Here is an 18,374-nt window from a genome sequence, read left to right as displayed (position 1 = left end):
GAACTGCTCGGACGCGGCATTCGCGTCAACGCCGTCAGCCCCGGCCCGGTCGAAACGCCGCTGTACGACAAGCTCGGCATTCCCGATGCCTACCGCACGCAGGTCAACAAGGACATCGCCGCAACCATTCCGTTTGGCCGTTTCGGCACACCGGAAGAAGTCGCCAAGGCAGTGCTGTACCTGGCTTCGGACGAGTCCCGATGGACGGTCGGTTCCGAAATCATCGTCGACGGCGGCCGGACGCTCAACGGCTGATTGGCCTGTAGCGCTTCGACGTCGCGGCGGATGCAAGCACAATGGGCATCGTGGTCCGGCCGACAGCCGCACGCTACGTTCCGCAGCCCTCTCTATCGCCGGACCGAGACCACGTCACCACCCGCCTCACATCCGATCGTGCCGCTATAGGGCAAGTCAGGTCCGTTCGATGCCCGCAAAGGTGCGCAGGACGTCGGCCGCATGGGCGGTGGGGTCGTAGGGAGGGTTGCCGATGCCATGCGAAGTGGGTTCCGTGGTTACGGCTTTCCAAAGCCGGTCGTGGTTACCTACGGCGAAGTCGAGGAGGGCGTCGCGGACGAAGGTGTCTCGGATGGCTTGCTCGTCGCTCTGTAGGGGGCGTTGCTGTCCGACGATGCCGTACATCTCCGTGCCGTGTACGGCCGGCGCACCCTCGACTGGGCCAACGGTGAGCAGGTGGGCCTTTCCGCCTGCGGCGGCGTGGGCGAGTGCTGCACGGACGGCGGGTAGGGTGAAGAAGTAGTCTGTGAAGAGGGCCCCGCGGACCTCGACCGGAGTACGTCCGTTGACATCGTATGCGGCAACGATGCGCCGGGCACGGCTCCGGGGGATGCGCGATTTCACTACAAGCTCGTCAACGAGGTTGCTGATGCTACCCGGGTCGAACTTCTTGGTCGCATTGATGACCCACCAATCCGCCTCGTTCGTCGCCGTACTGAAGAGGATGTCGATGTCACGGTGGCGTCCAGACTCGAGTACGCGCAGCGGCGTGCCGGCAAGCACGGCTCCGTTCTGAGAGTGGTCGTTCACGATGCCGATAGTCGTGTTGTCGATGCCATGCCGATCGCCGATGTCGCGCGGGCTGACCTTGATGAGGGTCTCCGCAAGGAGCTTCGCATCGAGCGAGAGCAGTTGTTGTGGATCGTCCGCGATGCCGAGTTCAGTCAGGAACGTGATCGCGAGTTCTTCGGCCCACCAGGCCGGAACGATCCGGGAGGCGCCGCCGGAGAATGCAGCGAGGCGCCGGTAGAGGCCGTCGGCGGCCGGGGCAGCAAGGAGCCCGATCGTGGAGTACGCGCCGGCGCTGTGGCCGGTGACGGTGACGTTCTGAGGATCGCCACCGAAGCGGGCAATGTTCTCCTGCACCCATCTGAGCGCGGCGATGATGTCTTGCAGGCCGAGGTTGGTGGCGTCCGCGAACACGCCCCCGTACTGGGAGAGCGAGAGCCACCCGAACGGACCGAGCCGATAGTTCAGGGATACCCCGATGGCACGGCCGGTCGCGGCGAGACCCGAGGCATTCGAGGTGGTCTGGGTGTTCGCGCCAAGTTCGAAGCCGCCGCCGAAGATGTAGACGATCACGGGGAGCGGTTCCTCCCCCGCGTCTTCGGGTGCCCAGACGTTGAGGTTCAGGCAGTCCTCGCTGAATCCGTTGTCGGCCTCCAGCCAGCTGGTGTCGCCGGCCTGCAGCGGGGCCGGCCCCTTCTGATCGTAGGGCAGGGCCGGATTGAAAGGCAGCAAAGTGGGCTGGCGAAAGCGATCTGCGGTGGCGTAGGGGATGCCCAGCCAAGAACGTATCGCTTGGCCAGCGGTGTCAGTGTCGGTCATGTGTTCGATCCTTTCGTTGAGAGTGTGCTGTCGGGCGAGGAGGCGTGGTCTTCCTCGCCGGGGTTGTTGCGCAGCCTCGACCAGTGGTGCAGGCGCACAGGCGAAGCGCGAGTTCAAGATCTTGACCTGGCGCGAAGGTGCCGTGACTCAGACTGGCGGTGCGTCGCCGAGCCGGAACTCTCGCGTGATCGCGTCCAGCTCCTGCAATACAGGCGCGTTCAGTTTCGTTTCTCCGGCCTGCAGCACTTCCCGCAACTGGGATGCACGGCTCGCCCCGATCACCGTGCAAGTGACGCCAGGTTGTGCCAGTACCCATGCCACTGCGAGCCGTTCAGGCGCCAGGCCGGCAAGCTGAGCCAGATCCATGATGCGGCTCACTGCTTGGAACTCTCTCTCGTGCCAGTACCGCTGTCTGTATGCGGCTGCGGTGTTTCCGGCGCCAAAGCGCGTTCCGGCGTCGGGCTCTGCCTCGCCGTGATACTTGCCCGTGAGGAAGCCACCGGCCAGCGGGTTGTAGCAGAGCGTCGCGAGGTTCTCCGCCTCGCACATGGGGAACAGGTCTCGCTCGAACTGCCGAAACAGCAAGTTGTAGCGAGGCTGAACCGTCACGGGCTTCACCAGCCGGAGAGTTTCGGAGCGCCCAAGTGCGCGAGCGATCCGCCACGCGCCCCAATTGGATACGCCGACGTATCGGGCGCGGCCGCTGCGCACGATGGTTTCGAGCGCCTCGAGCGTCTCGTCGAGCGGCGTGGAGGGATCGTCTCGGTGCAACTGGAACAGGTCCACGTAATCGGTACCGAGCCGGGCAAGCGACGCGTCGACGGCGCTCAGGAGATGTTTGCGCGACGTGCCGGCGTCCCATGGCAGTGGGCCCATCGGGCCGCCGGCCTTTGTCGTGACGATGAAGCGTTCGCGGCGGCCCTTCAGCCATTTGCCGATAATTTGCTCTGTGTACCCTTTGCGCTCGTCGGACGCGTCACTCGGGTATCGATTCGCCGTGTCGATGAAATTAACGCCCGCATCAGTGGCGGCATCGAGGATCGACATCGACTCTGTTTCGTCGGCATTGGATCCAAAGGTCATTGTGCCAAGGCACAGGCGCGAGACTCGCAGCCCGGTGTTGCCAAGACGGATCAGATTGCGACTGCTCATGGGTTGTAGTCGTCAAAACCAACAAAGACGCTGGCCTCGGCCACGCTCCTGCGCTCGGAGATCACCGCGTTGGCGGGGAAGGTATCGTCAGGCCAACCGAGCGCAATGCTCTTCATGATCACCTGGTCGTCGGCAATGCCGGCATGCTCGCGCACCACCGGCGATTGCATGATGCCCTGGCTGTTGATCACGCAACCCAAGCCCCGCGACCAGGCGGCGTTGACGAGCGCAGTGGCGACCGCCCCGCAGTCGAAGAAGGTATCGTCGCTGCCGTCGCGCACGCGGTCGTAGGTGACGATGACGCAGACCGGCGCGTCAAACTGGCGGAAGCCGCGCATGACCCAATCGTGGCGCCTTGCCTTGTCGTCTCGCGCGATGCCCATCGCCGAGAACAGCTGCTTTGCGACCCCGACCTTCCGCTCGCGGTGGGGACCTTCGAAAGCCGGTCCTGTTCGAAACTCCCGGGATTGCGGCACACCGGCCAGCATCCTCTCCGTATTGCCGGCGCGGATGCGGGCTAGCGGCTCGCCGGTGACGACATAGAAATTCCACGGCTGGGTGTTGTTGGACGATGGGGCCCGCATGGCCAGTGCAATGATCTCCACGATCAATGCTCTGGGGACCGGATCAGGTTTGTAGCCTCGGATACTGCGGCGGCCGAGGATGACGTCGTCAAATTGCATCATGCCCTTCAGTCCTCGGTTGATCGTCACTCCTCCCGGCGCCCGCACGCAGCCTGATATTCGCGAACGAGCCGCGCGACCAGTGTGGCCACGTCGGGGATGTCCTCGATGAGATCGATGCCTTGCCCGCCGCTCCAGATGTCCCGCCATGGCCGGATGTCGGTCGGCAGATGGTCGAAGCGCCCGGCGCCGGGCATCGCGAGCGTCTCGATATCGATTCCGCACCGCTGCAGCGACGGCTTCAACCAGTTCGCCGACACGCCAGTGACATTGGGCGTGTAGACCAGGTCTTCCGATGTCGATTCGACGAGCATCCGCTTGTAATCGGCAGGCGCATCGGCTTCCTTCGTGGCGATGAAGCGCGTTCCCATGTACGCATAGTCGGCACCCAGAACCTCTGCGGCCCGCACGCCGGCACCCGTCGAGACGCCCCCCGCCATGACCAGGGGCCCCTTGAAGATCGTGCGGATTTTTTCGATCAAGGTCAGATGGGACAGAAGCCCGGAATGGCCGCCTCCGCCCAGACCAATGGCGATCAGGCCGTCCACGCCCTGCTCGATCGCCTTCTTCGCGAACTCCACACTGATGACATCGTGCAGCACGCCCATGCTCTTCGAGTGCGCGACGCGCACGACCTCGCGCGGCCCGCCGCCCACACTGATGACAGTCTCCACGCCGTAGCGGCCTGCAAGCGTCAAAGTCTCCTCGAGCTCAGCCGTGGGCAGCTTTGCGGAAACGTTGACCACGAGCGGGCCCACCTTGGTGGAATGGGCCAGCGCTTCCTTCCGCGCGGTCTGGATCGCTTCCAGCCATTCTTCGAATTGCTCGAGGGTTCTCGCGTTGTGGCGCGGCAAAACACCCACCAGTCCCGCGAGGCAAGCCTCTCGCACCAGGTTAGGCCCTGTGACGAGAAACATGGGTGCGCAGATGACAGGAACCGAAAGGCTTGAGCGGATGAACATGGCTGATGTGGCTTTTTTTTGCCAGGTAAGAGAGTGCATGGGCGGTTGGCTACTTCGGCTGCGTCGGCTTGCGCCAGTTCCGCTCGCTGAAACCCGCGAACAACAGGGGAGACTTCCCGACGAAACGCTGAACAGCATCAGCGTGGTAATCGGTGCCGATGGCGACGGCCTGAGCGAGTGCCTCGGCCTGCGCCATCGCCGATTGGCTCGACTCGAAGGTCTGATTGAGCAGCTGCTTGGTGAGCCCCACAGCGGCAACGGACGCCAGCTTCATCTTGCGTGCGAGTTCGGTGGCCGCCTCGATGGCTTCGCCTTCGGGCACCAGGTCGTAGACGATCCCCATCGCCTTGGCCTCATCGGCACCCAACACCCGCGCCGAGAAGATCAACTCCTTGGCGCGCTGCAAGCCCACGATGCGAGGCAGCATGAAGAGGATGGACGTGTCCGGCACAAGACCCATCCGGCCGAACGCTGCACAAAAGCTTGACTTGGGCGTGGCGATGATGAAGTCGGCCGCCAGCGCGATGCTGAACCCGGCCCCGAAAGCAGGCCCGTCAACCGCCGCAATGACAGGCATCTCGAGCTTGAGGAGGTCGCGAAACCAATCCTGAATGTCCGTCATGCGGCTATGGATCATCTGGGTGGTCTTTTTCGTGGCCATGCCCTTGACGTCGCCGCCGCCGCAGAAGGCGCCCCCGCGCCCGCCGATCACCAGTGCCCTGACATCGAGCTCCTTGTGGTCGATCCCCTTGCGCAAGCGCCGGATGACGTCAGCGATCTCCACCCGCATGACATCGTCGAGTGCGTTCCTGGCCTCCGGACGGTTCAAGTGAAGAAAGGCAATGCCGTCTTCGATGTTGAACTCGATTGCTTCATAAGTCATGCACGTACCTCTGAGTTTGGTCGTTGGCTTGGTCAGGTCGACATCCCTGGCTTCTCGCGCTGCAGGTGTGGCAACAGGCGAACCACGACCTCGCGTTCTGCCGCGAACGCGTAGCAGCTGTCCACACGAAATCGGCGCTGCGCGTCGATTTCAGGATCGCCAGTCGAGACGACTCGTAGCGGCGCGATGCCTTGCAGAACGGTAGTGGCCATAGGGCCCAAGAGTTCCACAATGTGCGTGCAGGACGCCACGCCCCCAAGCAGTTCGCGTACGCGCTTGTTCCAGCCCGCCCCGATGCTGAGACCCACAAGCGCCTGCAGCGCGGCTGCTGCTCCCGGGCAGATGTTGAAAGGCGTCGCCGACATCCTGGCATCCGCAGCGTGAACCTGGAGGTCGGCGTCAATCACAAGCCGAACTGTGATGTCGTGCAGGTGACGCCCTGGAGGGGCGTCCTCCTCAGCCAGCAAGCGCCGAAACGGGTGTGTCTTGGTGTCAACCAAGCGGCCTTCGACTTCGAACAGGCCGTCATTGCGACGGTAAAAGCGCATGTCTACTTCGCGGTGGTGCAACTCTTCACGGGTCACTGCATCTGTGCTCATGAAAGTCTCCGGCCTTGTGAGTGATTCATCCCACCGCAGCATGGAAGATGCGCATGTAATTGCCGCCTGAGATCTTCCCAGCCTCTTCGGAAGTGAACCCGCCGCGCAGCATCGCCGCGATCAGATTGACCCACTGTGAATAGTCTTGCAGCGCACCAGGGGCGACCTGTTGATCGGTCCCCACACAGATGTGGTCCACGCCGATGACGTCGGCCATTTCCTTCAGTCCTTCGACGTATTTGTCGAGGTCAGGAAAGATGGCCCAGATCCCGACGGCACCGCCGGTTTCTGCAATCGCTCGCGCATGATCCGGGCTGACGCAGCGGGCGGCCAATCGGCTGGATGCCATCGCCTTCGAGCCGGCAAGTGCTGTATGCGACAGCAGCAGCGGTCTGGTGGAGACTTTTGCCGCAGCCTTGGCCGTTCGTTCGGTGGCGTGCGCCACATCGACGATCATTCCCAACCGATGGCAGTCACGGATCACCTCGGCGCCAAATTCGGTCAACCCTTCGTGCGTCACCACGCCCATCTGGAAGTCACCGATATCGTTCGGGGTGAAGTGAACAAGCTGAGCGGAGCGGATGCCGCGCTGGTGGGCTTCTTCCAACCGCTCAAGCTTTCCTTCCATGAAGTCCAGGCCCTCGACGCCTCCGATCACCGACGGATGACCTGCAGCGTGGGCCGATTCAAGATCAGCTGCCGTTAGCGCGCGCTGCAAACCATGGTGCGCCACCATCTCGTCGGCCCAGGCGAGGCGTTCAAGATGGTGCTTATAGAGCTCACCTAGCCTCGGCAAGCGGGTAAGGCAGGCGACCCCGGCTGCATTCCTGCCAAGAAGTGGTTCATCCGGGATTTCCGACAGGCACACCGCGGCGAGGGAGCCGGCCCGCATTCCGGCGGCAAGCATGCCGTTGGGGGGTGCCGGAGAGTAGATGCCCTCCGGTCCGCCGTGCGTATGGACATCCACCGAGATGGATTTGTGCAGCACATCCAGCGCTTTGGCGCCAAGCTCGGCGCCCTGGGCCGCTTCGGTCGAACCGTTGGGCCCGACACCGCCGCTGAGGATCGCCTGAACCGACGCCATCGGCGTGCTCCAGATCGAATGACGGCAAGAGGTGCCAAACGTATGGAAATGACCGCAACACATAGCTCTTCAGACAGTGACGGTCGCACTTAGCCCGGCTTCGCGCCAGAGATGTCAACCATCCGCTTCCATTTGGCAAATTCGCTCGGCATATTGCTGCGCATCTTGGCCGCGTCTTGCAAATCCATCACGTAACCCAGCCTGTCGGCCACTTCCTTGAACTCAGGCGTATTGGCTGCCTCAAGCATGATCCGCGAGATTTCCGAGACTGTGGCTGCTGGCGTACCAGCCCGCGTGACTGCGAATATGGGCGAGGTCACATCGTAGCCGCGCACGCCCGACTCATCCAACGTCGGCACATTGGCGAGTGCCGGGACGCGTTTTGGACCAGTGACGGCCAAGGCGCGTAGCTTTCCACCTTGGATCATCGACATTGCCGTCGAGGTGCCGGTGAGTCCCATTTGAAGTTGCCCGCCGATTACATCAGTCATCACCTGAGAGGCGTCTTTATAGGGAATGTGAACGATGTTGATACCCGCCATGTGCCCGAATTGAGCACCCGCCATGTGGGTAGGCGAGCCGACACCCGCCGATGCATAACTGATCGTTCCCGGCTGACGCTTAGCTTCGCCGATGAGCTCCTGGATCGTCTTGAACGGTGAATTTGTCGCCACCACGACTGCAAATGCGCCCTGAACGAATTGGGCGAGCGGAACCAAGTCGCTCACGGGATCAAACGGCAACTTCGTATAGAGGTAAGGGTAGGTGAAATGCGCACTCGTCGTTATCAGGATCACGGTGCCGTCTGGCGGAGCCTTGGCGGCGAAGTCAGTCGCGATCTGGCCACCCGAGCCTGCCTTGTTTTCAACTACTACTGGAGAGTTCCAATGCTTCGCCATGTAGGACGCGAAAAAACGTCCCAACACGTCAGTGCCTGGGCCAGGCGAATTCGGAACGATCACCTTGATCGTTTGTGACGTGAAGGGCGCAGCCATGGCAAAGGGCGGCAATGCGAGCGCGGCCAGGCCAAACTTGGCAAGTTGACGACGAGAAATCATGTTGTCTCCACTTATAAAAATTTGAACAGTCAATGTAGAAAATCCAAGAGACCTTCACCAGCCACATATCCACAATGTGGTCGGAAGCGCGCCGATCAGACCCAGAGCGTGAAGCTCTCCACTTTTTCCCGCGGCGGCCTATACGCATTCACTGGCGCGGACTCGTCTGCATAGCCGAGCGCCATGCCACAAACAAGCATTTCATTGGAGCCCGCATCGATGAACGGCATGACGATCTTTGCGTAGTTGTTCCACGCCGCCTGGGGACACGTGTGCAGGCCGAGCGCACGCGCAGCGAGCATCAAGGTCTGCAGGAACATGCCGTAATCGATTAGGGAGCCACGGCCCATGACGCGGTCCATGGTGAACATGAGGCCAACCGGTGCATCGAAGAAGCGGTAGTTCCGCTGTGCCTGCGCGTGCATCTTGTCTTTCTCGCCTTTTGCGATTCCGAGAGCCCCATAAAGGCCCCAGCCGTTGTGACGTCGCCGGTCGATGTAGGGCGAGACCCACTGCGCGGGGTAGTAGCCTTCCACCTCCCCGTACTCGACAGCCAACGAGGGGTCAGCCTGTGTCGCATCGTGCGCAGCGCACACCTTCGCGACGAGTTCATCGCGACGATCCCCCTGCAGCACATGCACCTTCCACGGCTGGGTGTTCGTGCTGGACGCCGCGCAACTCGCTATCCGCAAAATCTCTTCGACTTGCTGGCGCGCGACCGGCTTGTCGGGAAAGAACGCACGGCACGAGAAGCGGCTCTCGATGGCCGACACCACGCTCGCAGGATCCTGCACGACTGTCTTTACTTGGGACATGGTCATCGAAGTGCCTTCATGGTGTTCAGCCCCTCAGACCGTGCCCGCTTGGCGCAGCTCGGCAATCTGCCCGACCGAAAGCCCCACGAGTTCGCGCAGGATCTCGTCGGTATGCGCGCCGAGAGCAGGCGCTGGCCTGATCTGCGGTGCAGGTGTACCACTGAACCGTGGCTGCACAGCCGGCATCTTCAGTTCGCCGATCTGCGGGTGCTCGACGGTCGCGATGCTGCCTCTAGCCTGGTAATGTGGGTCTGCGACGATGTCCTTGATCGAGTAGATCAAGGAGTAAGCGAGCCCCTTTTCTTCGAGAATCCGGCACGCCTCCAGAACCGGCAGCGACTTGATCCATTCAGCAACGATCTCGTTGACCTCCTCGACGCGCGCGGTGCGTTTAGCGTGGCTGGAAAAGCGCTCGTCGCCGACAAGGACCGGAATGGCTTCGCACAGGCGGCCGTACATGCGATCGTTGGACACAGTCAGGACGATGTAGCGTCCATCGCAGGTTTCGAAATGGTCACCCGGGGCGGCGGCGAAGTGGAGATTGCCTGTGCGCTCGCGCGGCAGCCCCATCTTCTCGTACGCCGTGACCATCACGTCGGTGAAGCGGAACACCGTTTCGTACAACGAGAGATCGATCTGCTGACCTGCGCCGCCCTGCATATCACGGTAGTAGAGCGCTACCATGGTTCCGAAAGCGCCAAGGACCGCGGTTGAATAGTCGGCCATTGCCGTGCCGAGCTTCACCGGAGCGCGGTCCGGATAACCTGTGGCGTTCAGCGTGCCGCCCATAGCAAGGGCAATGCGGTCGTACCCTGCGCGGCTTGCATATGGACCGGTCTGGCCATACCCGGAGACGCTGAGCATCACGAGCCTTGGGTTTACCTTCTTCAGGTGCTCCCATGACAGGTTCCATTTATTCAGGATGCCGGGGCGGAAATTCTCCACGAGCACGTCGGCGTCTTTCAACAGTTCCTTCAGGATCCGCTGGCCTTCGGGATGGTGCAGATCGAGCGTCACGGACTTCTTGTTTCGCGCTTCGACATTCCACCAGAGGCTTTCGCCCTCCACCATCGGCCCGATATGGCGCAGCGCGTCCCCACCGCGCGGTTGCTCGATCTTGATCACGTCCGCGCCCAAGTCGGCAAACAGTGTTGCGGCGACCGGGCCGGCAACCATCGTGCCGATGTCGATCACACGCACGCCGGCCAGAGGCCCTTTGTCTTTCGTTTCCATACTATTGATCCTTCAATCGTCCGTATCAGCTGCGTCGCCGGAATCGGCGCGATCAGCAAACCATGGCTCAGTTCAGTCGCCTCTTCGTCCGCATAAGAGAGACGGCGCAACTCCAATTGGCCGGCTCGTGAATCTGGAAGCGGATCGCATCGTCGGGAGAATCGGGCAGGCTTGAGCCCCTTTGCATCCGTAACTGTTCATGCTTGTCTCAGTTCTTTTTGTATGGGTCGGCGGACTACGTGCCCGTGAACTGCGGAGGGCGCTTTTCCTTGAAGGCCGCAAGCCCTTCGACACGGTCGGCCGAGAAGTGGTGCAAGTTGCTCAAGGCGCGCTCGTAGCGCAGCCCGATGGATGCTGGCTGGTCCAGCGCATCATTGAGCGCCTGCTTCATCCGACCCAGCACCAGCGGGCTCTTTATCGCGAGCTTCTTTGCCAGAGCGGTCACGGCGCCGATGAAGCCGTCATCAGCGACCACCAGGTTGACGAGGCCAAGCGCCTTCCATTCGCTGGCCGGATGCATATCGCCCGTGAACATGAGGAGCTTCGCGTTGTTCAGTCCCACCTTCCTCGGCAAGCGCACGGTGGCGCCTGCGCCAGGAAACAGGGCGTAGTTCGAATGGGCATCGCCAATCCGAGCGGACTCGGCCGCGATCACGAGGTCACAGGCGAGCACGAGCTCCAGTCCACCTGCGACCGTAATACCGTTGAGCGCGGCAATGACGGGTTTGGTGGAGGCTTCGATCAGCTCGGTCAGAGCGCCGATCGCCTTCACGAACTCGGCGCCACTTTCGGGGCGGCTCCTGGCGGGGTCCTTCAAGTCGGCGCCAGCGCAGAAGGCCCTGCCTTCGCCTGTCAGAACAATGACGCGGACTTCCGGGTCGCTTTGAGCATCTTCGATCGCCTGCGTCAATGCGACTACGAGCGACAGTGTCAGCGAGTTCAACGCCTGTGGTCGATTCAATTTCAACCACAGAACGGCATCGCCCAGTTGTCGATGAAGTTCTTCTGTGTTGGTAGCTGTTTCCACTTGCGGCCTTTCGGGATGTCTGTTTCGGAGTTGAATCAAAAGTCTGCTTACCGCAGTCCGAGGGACTTTGCGACCATGCCGCGCAGTACTTCCTTCGTCCCACCGCGGATCGTGCAGGAGGGTGCGTGCAGGATGACGTTGGCCAGCGCCGCGCTGTACCCGTCTGAGGCACCCGGCTCGGGCTCGGTCTGCAGAACCAACCGAAGGGTCTCGGGAATTTCCTGCTCGAAGCAGGTACCGAGGTCCTTGAGCAGGGCCGCATGCAGCGCGGCGTCCTGCTCGTCGGTGATCATCATGGCGATGGAGCGCGACATTCGCCTCAACGTCGAGAGGTGGGCGACCAGGCGCCCCACCGTCCGCGCGCCCTCCCCCGACGGCTGCTGCTTGAGCGCAGTGACGAACTCCTCGACGGCGCCCATGTGAGACATGAACCGGTCGGGCCCGCTTCGCTCGAATGTCAGCTCGCTCGTGACCTGCTGCCATCCTTGGCCTTCGACGCCAATGAGGGCATCGTCAGCAAGGAACACGTCCTGAAAGTGGACTTCATTGAAATCGTCGTCTCCGGCGATGTTCACGATGGACCGGCATGTGACGCCGGGTGTCTTCATGTCGACCAGGAACTGGCTCAAGCCGGCCTGTCGCACTTCGCTCGCGGGCGCCGTACGGCACAGCAAGACCATGTAGTGCGTGCGGTGCGCACTCGAGGTCCAGATCTTGGCACCGTTCACGCGCCAGCCGCCGTCCACCTTGGTGGCGCGCGTGCGTACCGATGCGAGATCCGACCCCGAGTCCGGCTCGCTCAGACCGATGCAAAAGTAGCACTTCCCGGTGGCAATTCGGGGGACGATTTCCTCGCGCTGCCGCTCGCTGCCGAAGCGCAGCAGCAGCGGCCCGCTCTGGCGCTCGGCCACCGCATGCGCAAAGATCGGTGCGCGAACGGCGAGCAGTTCCTCCAGCACGACGAGCCGCTCCGCCAGTCCGTACCCGCCGCCGCCATAGCGCTTTGGAAAACCCATGCCGATCCAGCCGCGCTCGCCAAGGGCTGCGCTGAACTCGGGATCAAAGCCGCCGAAAGCAGCGGCACCGTGCCGATTGCCGTGCCAGCCGTCGATGAACTCGCGAACTTCGGAGCGCAGCCGCTCGCCGATCTCGGACTGCCTCGGGCGCGGAAAGGAAAGGTTGTTCATCGTGCTGCTCCTGCTGCTGCGGCGCCACTGATGGTCTTCGCCATCGGCACCACTGCGCGCCAGAGGGACTGTCCGGCGTCGCCGGCGAGGATGCGTTCGCCGAGATCGCGAGACCAGAAGGCCTCGTTGCCGCACTCGTCTCGCCATGACCAGAGCCGCTGGGTGTATCGATGGAGTTCGTGTTCCTCTGTGAAGCCGATGGCTCCGAACACTTGGTGCGCGATCGCGCACGCCTGCCCCGCCGCTTCACCCGTTCGGATCTTCGCGCTGGCAGCGGCAATGCTCCGCGAGAGGGGCTCGCCTACCCCATCCAGCCATTCATCGATCGCTTCGCTGCCAGCTTCAGCTGCCGCACGCGCGGCGGCCGCCTGCGTCGCGAGAACGGCAATGTTCTGCTGCACCGCCTGGAATTTGCCGATCGGCCGGCCGAACTGGACGCGAAGGTTGGCGTATTCAACGGCAAGCGCAAGCGACCGTTCGATTGCTCCGGCCATCAACGCGCTGCGCAGGACAGCTGAAAGGGCGAGCAGCTCACGCGCATCGAAAGGCGCGGCAACCACCGCCTGCGGCACCACGCTTTCGAGCACCAGCGTATCGCGCGGCTCGCCCGCGAGATTGCGGCCTGAAGTGACGGAAATGCCGGCTGCATCCCGAGCCAGGACAATGAGCTGAGCAGCTGCGCCAGACCCGACGATGAACGCGACATGCGTGCATGCGCCGCCCCATGGCACACGGGGGAGCTTGCCATCGACGCGCCAGCCGTCGCGCGTGCGACCCAGCCGAATCTGCTCGGAATGCGCCGATGACGCGACGGTCGGCAAGGTTGCGCCGTCGACGCCGGCATGGTCCAGAAGCCAGTGCCCGACCATCGCGTCCGCCAGCAGAGCGTCCGCAGCATGCTCACCGGCGAGAACCAGAAGTCCAGATGCATCCGCCCAACTCACGTCCGCGCCGCCCTTGCTCTCTGGCAGCAACGTTTTGTCGAATCCGGACTCTTGCAAAACTGTCCACAGATTTGCAGGCTTGTCCGCGAATATCCGCTGGGCCGCTTCATGCAGCATGTCACGCGTCTCTTCACTCATCACTTGCTCCTGGTGGTTGTCTCTGTCCCGTCAAACGGGATCCCAAGTGAAGATGTCGCGCGACTTGTCCAGCGGAAAGAACGAGGGCTTCATCATGGGCAACGCCACTTCAAGGCAGGTATCGACGGTCCAGCCCTCACTGCGGTGTGCGGTACGGATCGGCCGCGGCTGCGAGAACAGGAAGATCTCGTTGCTGCGAACGCCGAAGATCTGCCCGGTCACGCCACGGGCTTCGTCGGTAAGCAGCGCGCAAGTGAAAGGCGCGATCTTGGCCACCTCCATGCGCTGGTTGACCAGCGTGCGGGCCATTCCTTCAGGGGTGTCGGTCGGGATCGAGCTCACCATGCGGGTGAATGCGAAGGGCGCGATGCAGTTCGACCGCACGCTGAAGCGCTCCATATCGAGCGCAATCGATTTCGACAGACCGACGATGCCCATCTTCGCGGCGGAGTAGTTGGCCTGCGCGCCGTTGCCGATCAGCCCGGAGGTCGAAGTCATGTGCACGATGGCACCGGACTCCTGGCTCCTGAAGTGCGGCGCGACGGCACGGGCCATGTTGAAGCAGCCCTTCAGGTGCACCTTCACCACCGCATCGAAGTCCTCTTCGGACATCTTGTGGAAGATGCCATCGCGCAGGTTGCCCGCGTTGTTGACCAGCCCGTCGACGCGCCCGTACACGTCAATCGCATGTTGAACGATGCGATGGGCGGAGCTCCACTCCGCCACGCTGTCGGTGTTGGCGCTGGCCTCGCCGCCGGCCGCGCGAATCTGGTCCACGGTCTCCTGGGCCGGCCCGGCGCTGCCACCAGCGCCATCCATGCTCACGCCCAGGTCGTTCACGATCACACGTGCGCCCTGACGCGCTGCCTCAAGCGCGATCTCCTTGCCTACGCCGGCGCCTGCGCCAGTCACCACAATCACTTTGCCCAGCAGTCGCTGTGTCATGTCAGTCTCCAGATGTATCGATCAATCGTGTCGCGAAGTGAGTTGGTGCGGTTCATGCGGTGAGGATGGTCACCACAGCCGCGGCCGAGTCACCGCCGACCTGGCCGCCGGAGTTCTGTGCCAATCCAACCTTGGCAGCCGGGCGCTGCCGTTCACCGGCCTCACCGCGCAGTTGTTGCGCCAACTCGAAAATCTGAGCGGTGCCAGTGGCCCCGATGGGGTGGCCCCGGCTGATCAACCCGCCGCTTGGATTGATGGAGATCTTTCCGCCAAGGTCTGTCGCACCGCTTCGCAGCAGGTGGACGGCTTCTCCCGGTGCGCAAAGCTGCAGGGTCTCGGCGTTGATCAGCTCGCTGGGCGCGGCCCCATCGTGCACCTCGACCACGTGGACGTCGCGCGGATCGATGGACGCCTCTTCATAGGCAGCCTTGGAGGCCCGTGCCGAAGCGTTGGGGCCTGTCGTATCTCCCGAGCCGGAAACCAATGTAGACGTGGCCACCCATACCGGCCTGGCGCCTGTCAGTTGCGCAGCGACGCGGCTCGAGACGAGGACGATCGCGGCGGCGCCGTCCCCGATCGAAGAGCACATCGGAAGCGTCAGCGGGTTGCTGATCATGCGGGCCGCCAGCACTTCTTCAACGGTCGTCGGCTTGCGGAATTGAGCAAAGGGATTGAGGGACGCTGCATGCCGGCTCTTGACCACGATCTGGGCAATGTCAGCCGACGTCACTCCCGTCGCTTCCATGTAGCGGCGCGTTCTTTCGGCGTAGATGTCCATGAAGATGGAGCCGCTGCCCGATCCAATGTGGTCGGGCAGCTTCTCTTCCATGTCCACCGCGGCCCCGAATGCACCGAAGGACACCGCCTTGTCGGCATGGGTCAGCTTTTCAGCGCCGACTACCAGGACGATGTCGGCCTGCCCGGCTTGCACGCACTGCCAAGCCAGATGGAACGCGGTGCTGCCCGTGGCGCATGCGTTCTCGGTGTTGATCATCGGCTTGCCCAGCAGACCGGTGAATCTCAACGCAGCCTGGGCGCGGACCATTTCCTGCCCGGTGACGAGACCGGCAGCCGCATTACCGAAGTAAACCCGGTCAACACGATCGGCCGTGATGCCGGCGTCTTCGAATGCGATCCGTACAGCCTCTTCGGAAAGACTTCTGACCGAGCGGTCGAGAAATTTTCCAAACGAGGTCATTCCAATTCCAGCAATTGCGACGCGAGCGGTCATCAGTCTCTCCAATTCGTGAGCATCTAAGAAAGTACGCCGCAGGCAGGTCGCAGCGGCTGTGGATCAGGTAATCCGTCAGATGGCAGGGCCGTTGTTGGTCCGGCGGGCGGGGCCGTCGTACTCGACCTGGTCCAGCGTGATCTGGCGCCAGCCGGGCTCGCGCACCGACTCTTCGAATGCGTGGGCGAACAAGCCCGCCGTGCGCGGAACGACGATGAACGCGCGAGACAGCCTCCAGTCGATTCCCAGATCCGAGATGATTGCGCCGACCGCCGCATCGATGTTTGCCAAGAGGGGGCGGTTTTTCTTCTTGATCAGCGCCTTTTCCAACTCGCGCGTCATCCGGATGTGGTCGCCTGCAAGCCCATACTCCTCGGCAAGCGCGAACAGCCTCTTCCCGCGCGGATCGCCTTCGGGATGCTGCGGATGCCCGAAGCCATCCAGCCGCTTGTGCTTGCCGACGTACTCTGTCGCCACGTCCTCATAGCTGCGCCCGCTCGAGGCTGCCTCGGACACCAGCTCCTGGATGTAACGTGCGAACTCTTCGCCGGCACCCCCATGTACGTCGCCAAACATCATGGCGCCGGCAGCGACCGAACACTGGATCGGTACACCGGCTGCCTGCACAAAACGGGTGACTGTCGAGGACGGAGAAATGCCATGGTCGGCGACCGAGATGAACATCGCATTGATGATCTTCGCCTCGTTGCCCTTGGGAAGCTCTCCCTTGTAGAGCAGGTACACCATGGCGCCGAAGTCGATCTTGCCGACGAGATCAGTGAGGACGTCGTAGCCCCTGACCAGAGTACCTTCATGTGGAGTGGGGTCAGCGATAGCGGTTCGCCAATACTTTCGATCAGGGGTCGTTGTCATTCAGTGCTCCAGTCTGGACGTGGGGGGTGAAAGCATTCGCGGTCGGTGGCGAATCAGTGGGACGAATCGTAGTTTTCGAACCAGAAATCTCAGTAGAGGCATGTCCACGATGTGGATGTCGTAACCTAGCGAAACGCGATTCCATAGGGTTTATACGGATCCTGATTGTGAGTTTGTGTCCACAATATGATCAAAATGATGAACTCAACGGAATCACGCGGTACGCAAAGCATCGATCGCACAGTCGGTGTGTTGAAGCACGTGGTTGCCAACGGTTCGCACGGGCTGACGGTGGCCGACCTTGTGGCGCTTAGCGGGCTTGAACGCCCTACCATGCATCGCATAGTCCAGGCTCTGGAGAGACAGGGGTTGTTGAAGCGACCCGCCGGCTCGAAGCGCTATGTGCTGGGTGATTACTGCCGCCAGATGGCGGCCGCTTTCGCTGACCGTGCGGACCTGAGAACGGTGTGCGAACCTGCATTGAGAGGTGTTTCGGAGGAGACCGGAAACAGCGCCTTCCTCATTGGCCGAATAGGGTTCGAGTCAATCTGTCTTGCCCGTGTGATTGGCTCCTACCCCGTTCAGGTGCTCACCGTCAACGTCGGTAGCAGGCAGCCTCTGGGAACGGGCGCAGGAGGCCTGTCCATCCTGTCGACGCTGTCGGAAGCGGAGCGAAACGAATGCATCCGGGCCAACGCGAAACGCCTGGGCAGCTATGGCTCACTGACGGAGTCGACGCTGCGCGCGCTCGTACGTGCAACCCAAGGCCGCGGACACGCGATCATCGGACACTACAGCGTGCCAGGTGTCATCGGGATCGGAATGGCGATGCGCAATGCGACCGGCACTGTCATGGGCGCGATCACTACGGCTTCGATCGACAGTCGGATGTCCAGGCATGACCAACAGATTGCCGCCGCATCCATAGCGAAGCACATTGCACGCATCCAGTCTTCGCTAGACATTCTCTGAGCCATGACGGGGCAGATGAAGTAGGTCTTGGGCTAGTCGCAAGTCGGTCCAAGATTTCTGCCACATCCAGTCGTGTCAGATTCGGCCGGATGGCTACGGCTAGGGGACCGTGCAGATGAAGCCGAAGTGAAAGCTGCGACGGGTGAATACGGCGCCTTTCTCAACTTCCTTCACTTCGGAGAAGCAACGTTGACATTCCCGCAGACTCTGGCCTTCGCTACGGTCGGCTCGAACCCGAGTAGCAGCGGCAACGGCAGGTTGCGCGAGACTACTCGAAGTGGTTCTTGCACGGCTTCGAACGCTGGAGCGGCGCCTTGGAGCGCACCAATACCAGTGCGCCGATCATTTCACGACCCAGGACATCTCGATTGGTTGTGCGATGCTCTTGGCAGAGCATCTGGGACGTGCGAACGACTTCCCTCCTGCTGTGCACGCCTACGGGTCGCATGAAGCTGCGGCCACAGGAGAGTCCCTTTTGAATGTGGATTGCATCAGCCGTTGAGCGTGCGGCCGCCGTCGACGATGATTTCGGAGCCGACCGTCCATCGGGACTCGTCCGAAGCCAGGTACAGCACTGCCTTGGCGACTTCTTCCGGCGTGCCGAAACGGCCAAACGGAATGGTTGCGGCGATGTCCTTGTTGACCTGCGTGCGGTAGGCATCGGGAATGCCGAGCTTGTCGTACAGCGGCGTTTCGACCGGGCCGGGGCTGACGGCGTTGACGCGAATGCCGCGTCCGAGCAGTTC

At 62.3% G+C, this 18,374-nt stretch carries 19 protein-coding genes; 2 read left to right on the top strand and 17 right to left on the bottom strand.

Going from position 1 to position 18,374, the window contains the following annotated elements:
* Positions 1-255 (top strand): SDR family oxidoreductase (locus AC1DFC_RS29010; RefSeq protein WP_478132043.1); only part of this gene is annotated, 255 nt, incomplete at its 5' end.
* Between the two features lie 156 nt (positions 256-411).
* Here the strand turns inward: AC1DFC_RS29010 and AC1DFC_RS29005 are convergent.
* The 16 genes from AC1DFC_RS29005 to AC1DFC_RS28930 all read right to left on the bottom strand — a co-directional run bounded on the left by AC1DFC_RS29005 (position 412) and on the right by AC1DFC_RS28930 (position 16,656).
* Positions 412-1,842 (bottom strand): carboxylesterase family protein, encoded by a 1,431-nt coding sequence (locus AC1DFC_RS29005; protein WP_478180506.1) that lies wholly within the window; start codon positions 1,840-1,842, stop codon positions 412-414.
* A gap of 147 nt (positions 1,843-1,989) precedes the next feature.
* On the bottom strand, positions 1,990-2,994 hold the full coding sequence (locus AC1DFC_RS29000; protein ID WP_478132049.1) for an aldo/keto reductase: 1,005 nt from the start codon (positions 2,992-2,994) through the stop codon (positions 1,990-1,992).
* Positions 2,991-3,680: a nitroreductase gene (locus AC1DFC_RS28995; RefSeq protein WP_478180505.1), complete on the bottom strand. Its 690-nt coding sequence runs from the start codon at positions 3,678-3,680 to the stop codon at positions 2,991-2,993. Before AC1DFC_RS28995 ends, AC1DFC_RS29000 begins: the two co-directional genes overlap by 4 nt.
* 23 nt (positions 3,681-3,703) lie before the next feature.
* Complete coding sequence (locus AC1DFC_RS28990) at positions 3,704-4,678, bottom strand: NAD(P)H-dependent flavin oxidoreductase (protein WP_478132048.1); 975 nt, start codon at positions 4,676-4,678, stop codon at positions 3,704-3,706.
* A 10-nt stretch (positions 4,679-4,688) separates the two neighbouring features.
* On the bottom strand, positions 4,689-5,522 hold the full coding sequence (locus tag AC1DFC_RS28985; protein WP_478081228.1) for an enoyl-CoA hydratase/isomerase family protein: 834 nt from the start codon (positions 5,520-5,522) through the stop codon (positions 4,689-4,691).
* A 32-nt stretch (positions 5,523-5,554) separates the two neighbouring features.
* The gene (locus AC1DFC_RS28980; RefSeq protein ID WP_478081227.1) at positions 5,555-6,121 is read right to left on the bottom strand and encodes a DUF2889 domain-containing protein; all 567 of its coding nucleotides are present in this window, start codon (positions 6,119-6,121) and stop codon (positions 5,555-5,557) included.
* Between the two features lie 25 nt (positions 6,122-6,146).
* On the bottom strand, positions 6,147-7,205 hold the full coding sequence (locus AC1DFC_RS28975; RefSeq protein WP_478081226.1) for a dipeptidase: 1,059 nt from the start codon (positions 7,203-7,205) through the stop codon (positions 6,147-6,149).
* An 89-nt stretch (positions 7,206-7,294) separates the two neighbouring features.
* A complete protein-coding gene (locus AC1DFC_RS28970; RefSeq protein ID WP_478081225.1) occupies positions 7,295-8,263 on the bottom strand; it encodes a Bug family tripartite tricarboxylate transporter substrate binding protein in 969 nt (322 codons plus the stop codon).
* 95 nt (positions 8,264-8,358) lie between these two features.
* The gene (locus AC1DFC_RS28965) at positions 8,359-9,078 is read right to left on the bottom strand and encodes a nitroreductase (protein ID WP_478132051.1); all 720 of its coding nucleotides are present in this window, start codon (positions 9,076-9,078) and stop codon (positions 8,359-8,361) included.
* A gap of 33 nt (positions 9,079-9,111) precedes the next feature.
* Positions 9,112-10,311, bottom strand: a complete 1,200-nt coding sequence (locus tag AC1DFC_RS28960) for a CaiB/BaiF CoA transferase family protein (protein ID WP_478132047.1) — start codon at positions 10,309-10,311, stop codon at positions 9,112-9,114.
* A gap of 235 nt (positions 10,312-10,546) precedes the next feature.
* Complete coding sequence (locus AC1DFC_RS28955) at positions 10,547-11,338, bottom strand: enoyl-CoA hydratase/isomerase family protein (RefSeq protein ID WP_478132046.1); 792 nt, start codon at positions 11,336-11,338, stop codon at positions 10,547-10,549.
* Positions 11,339-11,385: 47 nt separating this feature from the next.
* Positions 11,386-12,525, bottom strand: a complete 1,140-nt coding sequence (locus AC1DFC_RS28950; RefSeq protein WP_478180504.1) for an acyl-CoA dehydrogenase family protein — start codon at positions 12,523-12,525, stop codon at positions 11,386-11,388.
* Positions 12,522-13,607, bottom strand: a complete 1,086-nt coding sequence (locus AC1DFC_RS28945; protein ID WP_478132044.1) for an acyl-CoA dehydrogenase family protein — start codon at positions 13,605-13,607, stop codon at positions 12,522-12,524. Before AC1DFC_RS28945 ends, AC1DFC_RS28950 begins: the two co-directional genes overlap by 4 nt.
* A 30-nt stretch (positions 13,608-13,637) precedes the next feature.
* Complete coding sequence (locus tag AC1DFC_RS28940) at positions 13,638-14,552, bottom strand: SDR family NAD(P)-dependent oxidoreductase (protein ID WP_478081220.1); 915 nt, start codon at positions 14,550-14,552, stop codon at positions 13,638-13,640.
* A gap of 52 nt (positions 14,553-14,604) precedes the next feature.
* Positions 14,605-15,783, bottom strand: coding sequence for a thiolase family protein (locus tag AC1DFC_RS28935; protein WP_478081219.1), 1,179 nt, complete (start codon positions 15,781-15,783; stop codon positions 14,605-14,607).
* Between the two features lie 75 nt (positions 15,784-15,858).
* Complete coding sequence (locus AC1DFC_RS28930) at positions 15,859-16,656, bottom strand: citryl-CoA lyase (RefSeq protein ID WP_478081218.1); 798 nt, start codon at positions 16,654-16,656, stop codon at positions 15,859-15,861.
* Positions 16,657-16,842: 186 nt separating this feature from the next.
* Here AC1DFC_RS28930 and AC1DFC_RS28925 point away from each other — a divergent pair, with 186 nt between their 5' ends.
* A complete protein-coding gene (locus AC1DFC_RS28925) occupies positions 16,843-17,628 on the top strand; it encodes an IclR family transcriptional regulator (RefSeq protein ID WP_478180503.1) in 786 nt (261 codons plus the stop codon).
* 491 nt (positions 17,629-18,119) lie between these two features.
* On the opposite strand, the gene AC1DFC_RS28920 is transcribed toward AC1DFC_RS28925, so the two are convergent.
* A partial coding sequence (locus tag AC1DFC_RS28920; protein WP_478132043.1) for an SDR family oxidoreductase occupies positions 18,120-18,374 on the bottom strand: 255 nt, incomplete at its 5' end.

This window comes from Variovorax sp. 10L421 (assembly GCF_056395365.1).
The sequence above is the reverse complement of the archived record's forward strand: the minus strand, read 5'-3'. Positions and strand labels throughout refer to the sequence as shown.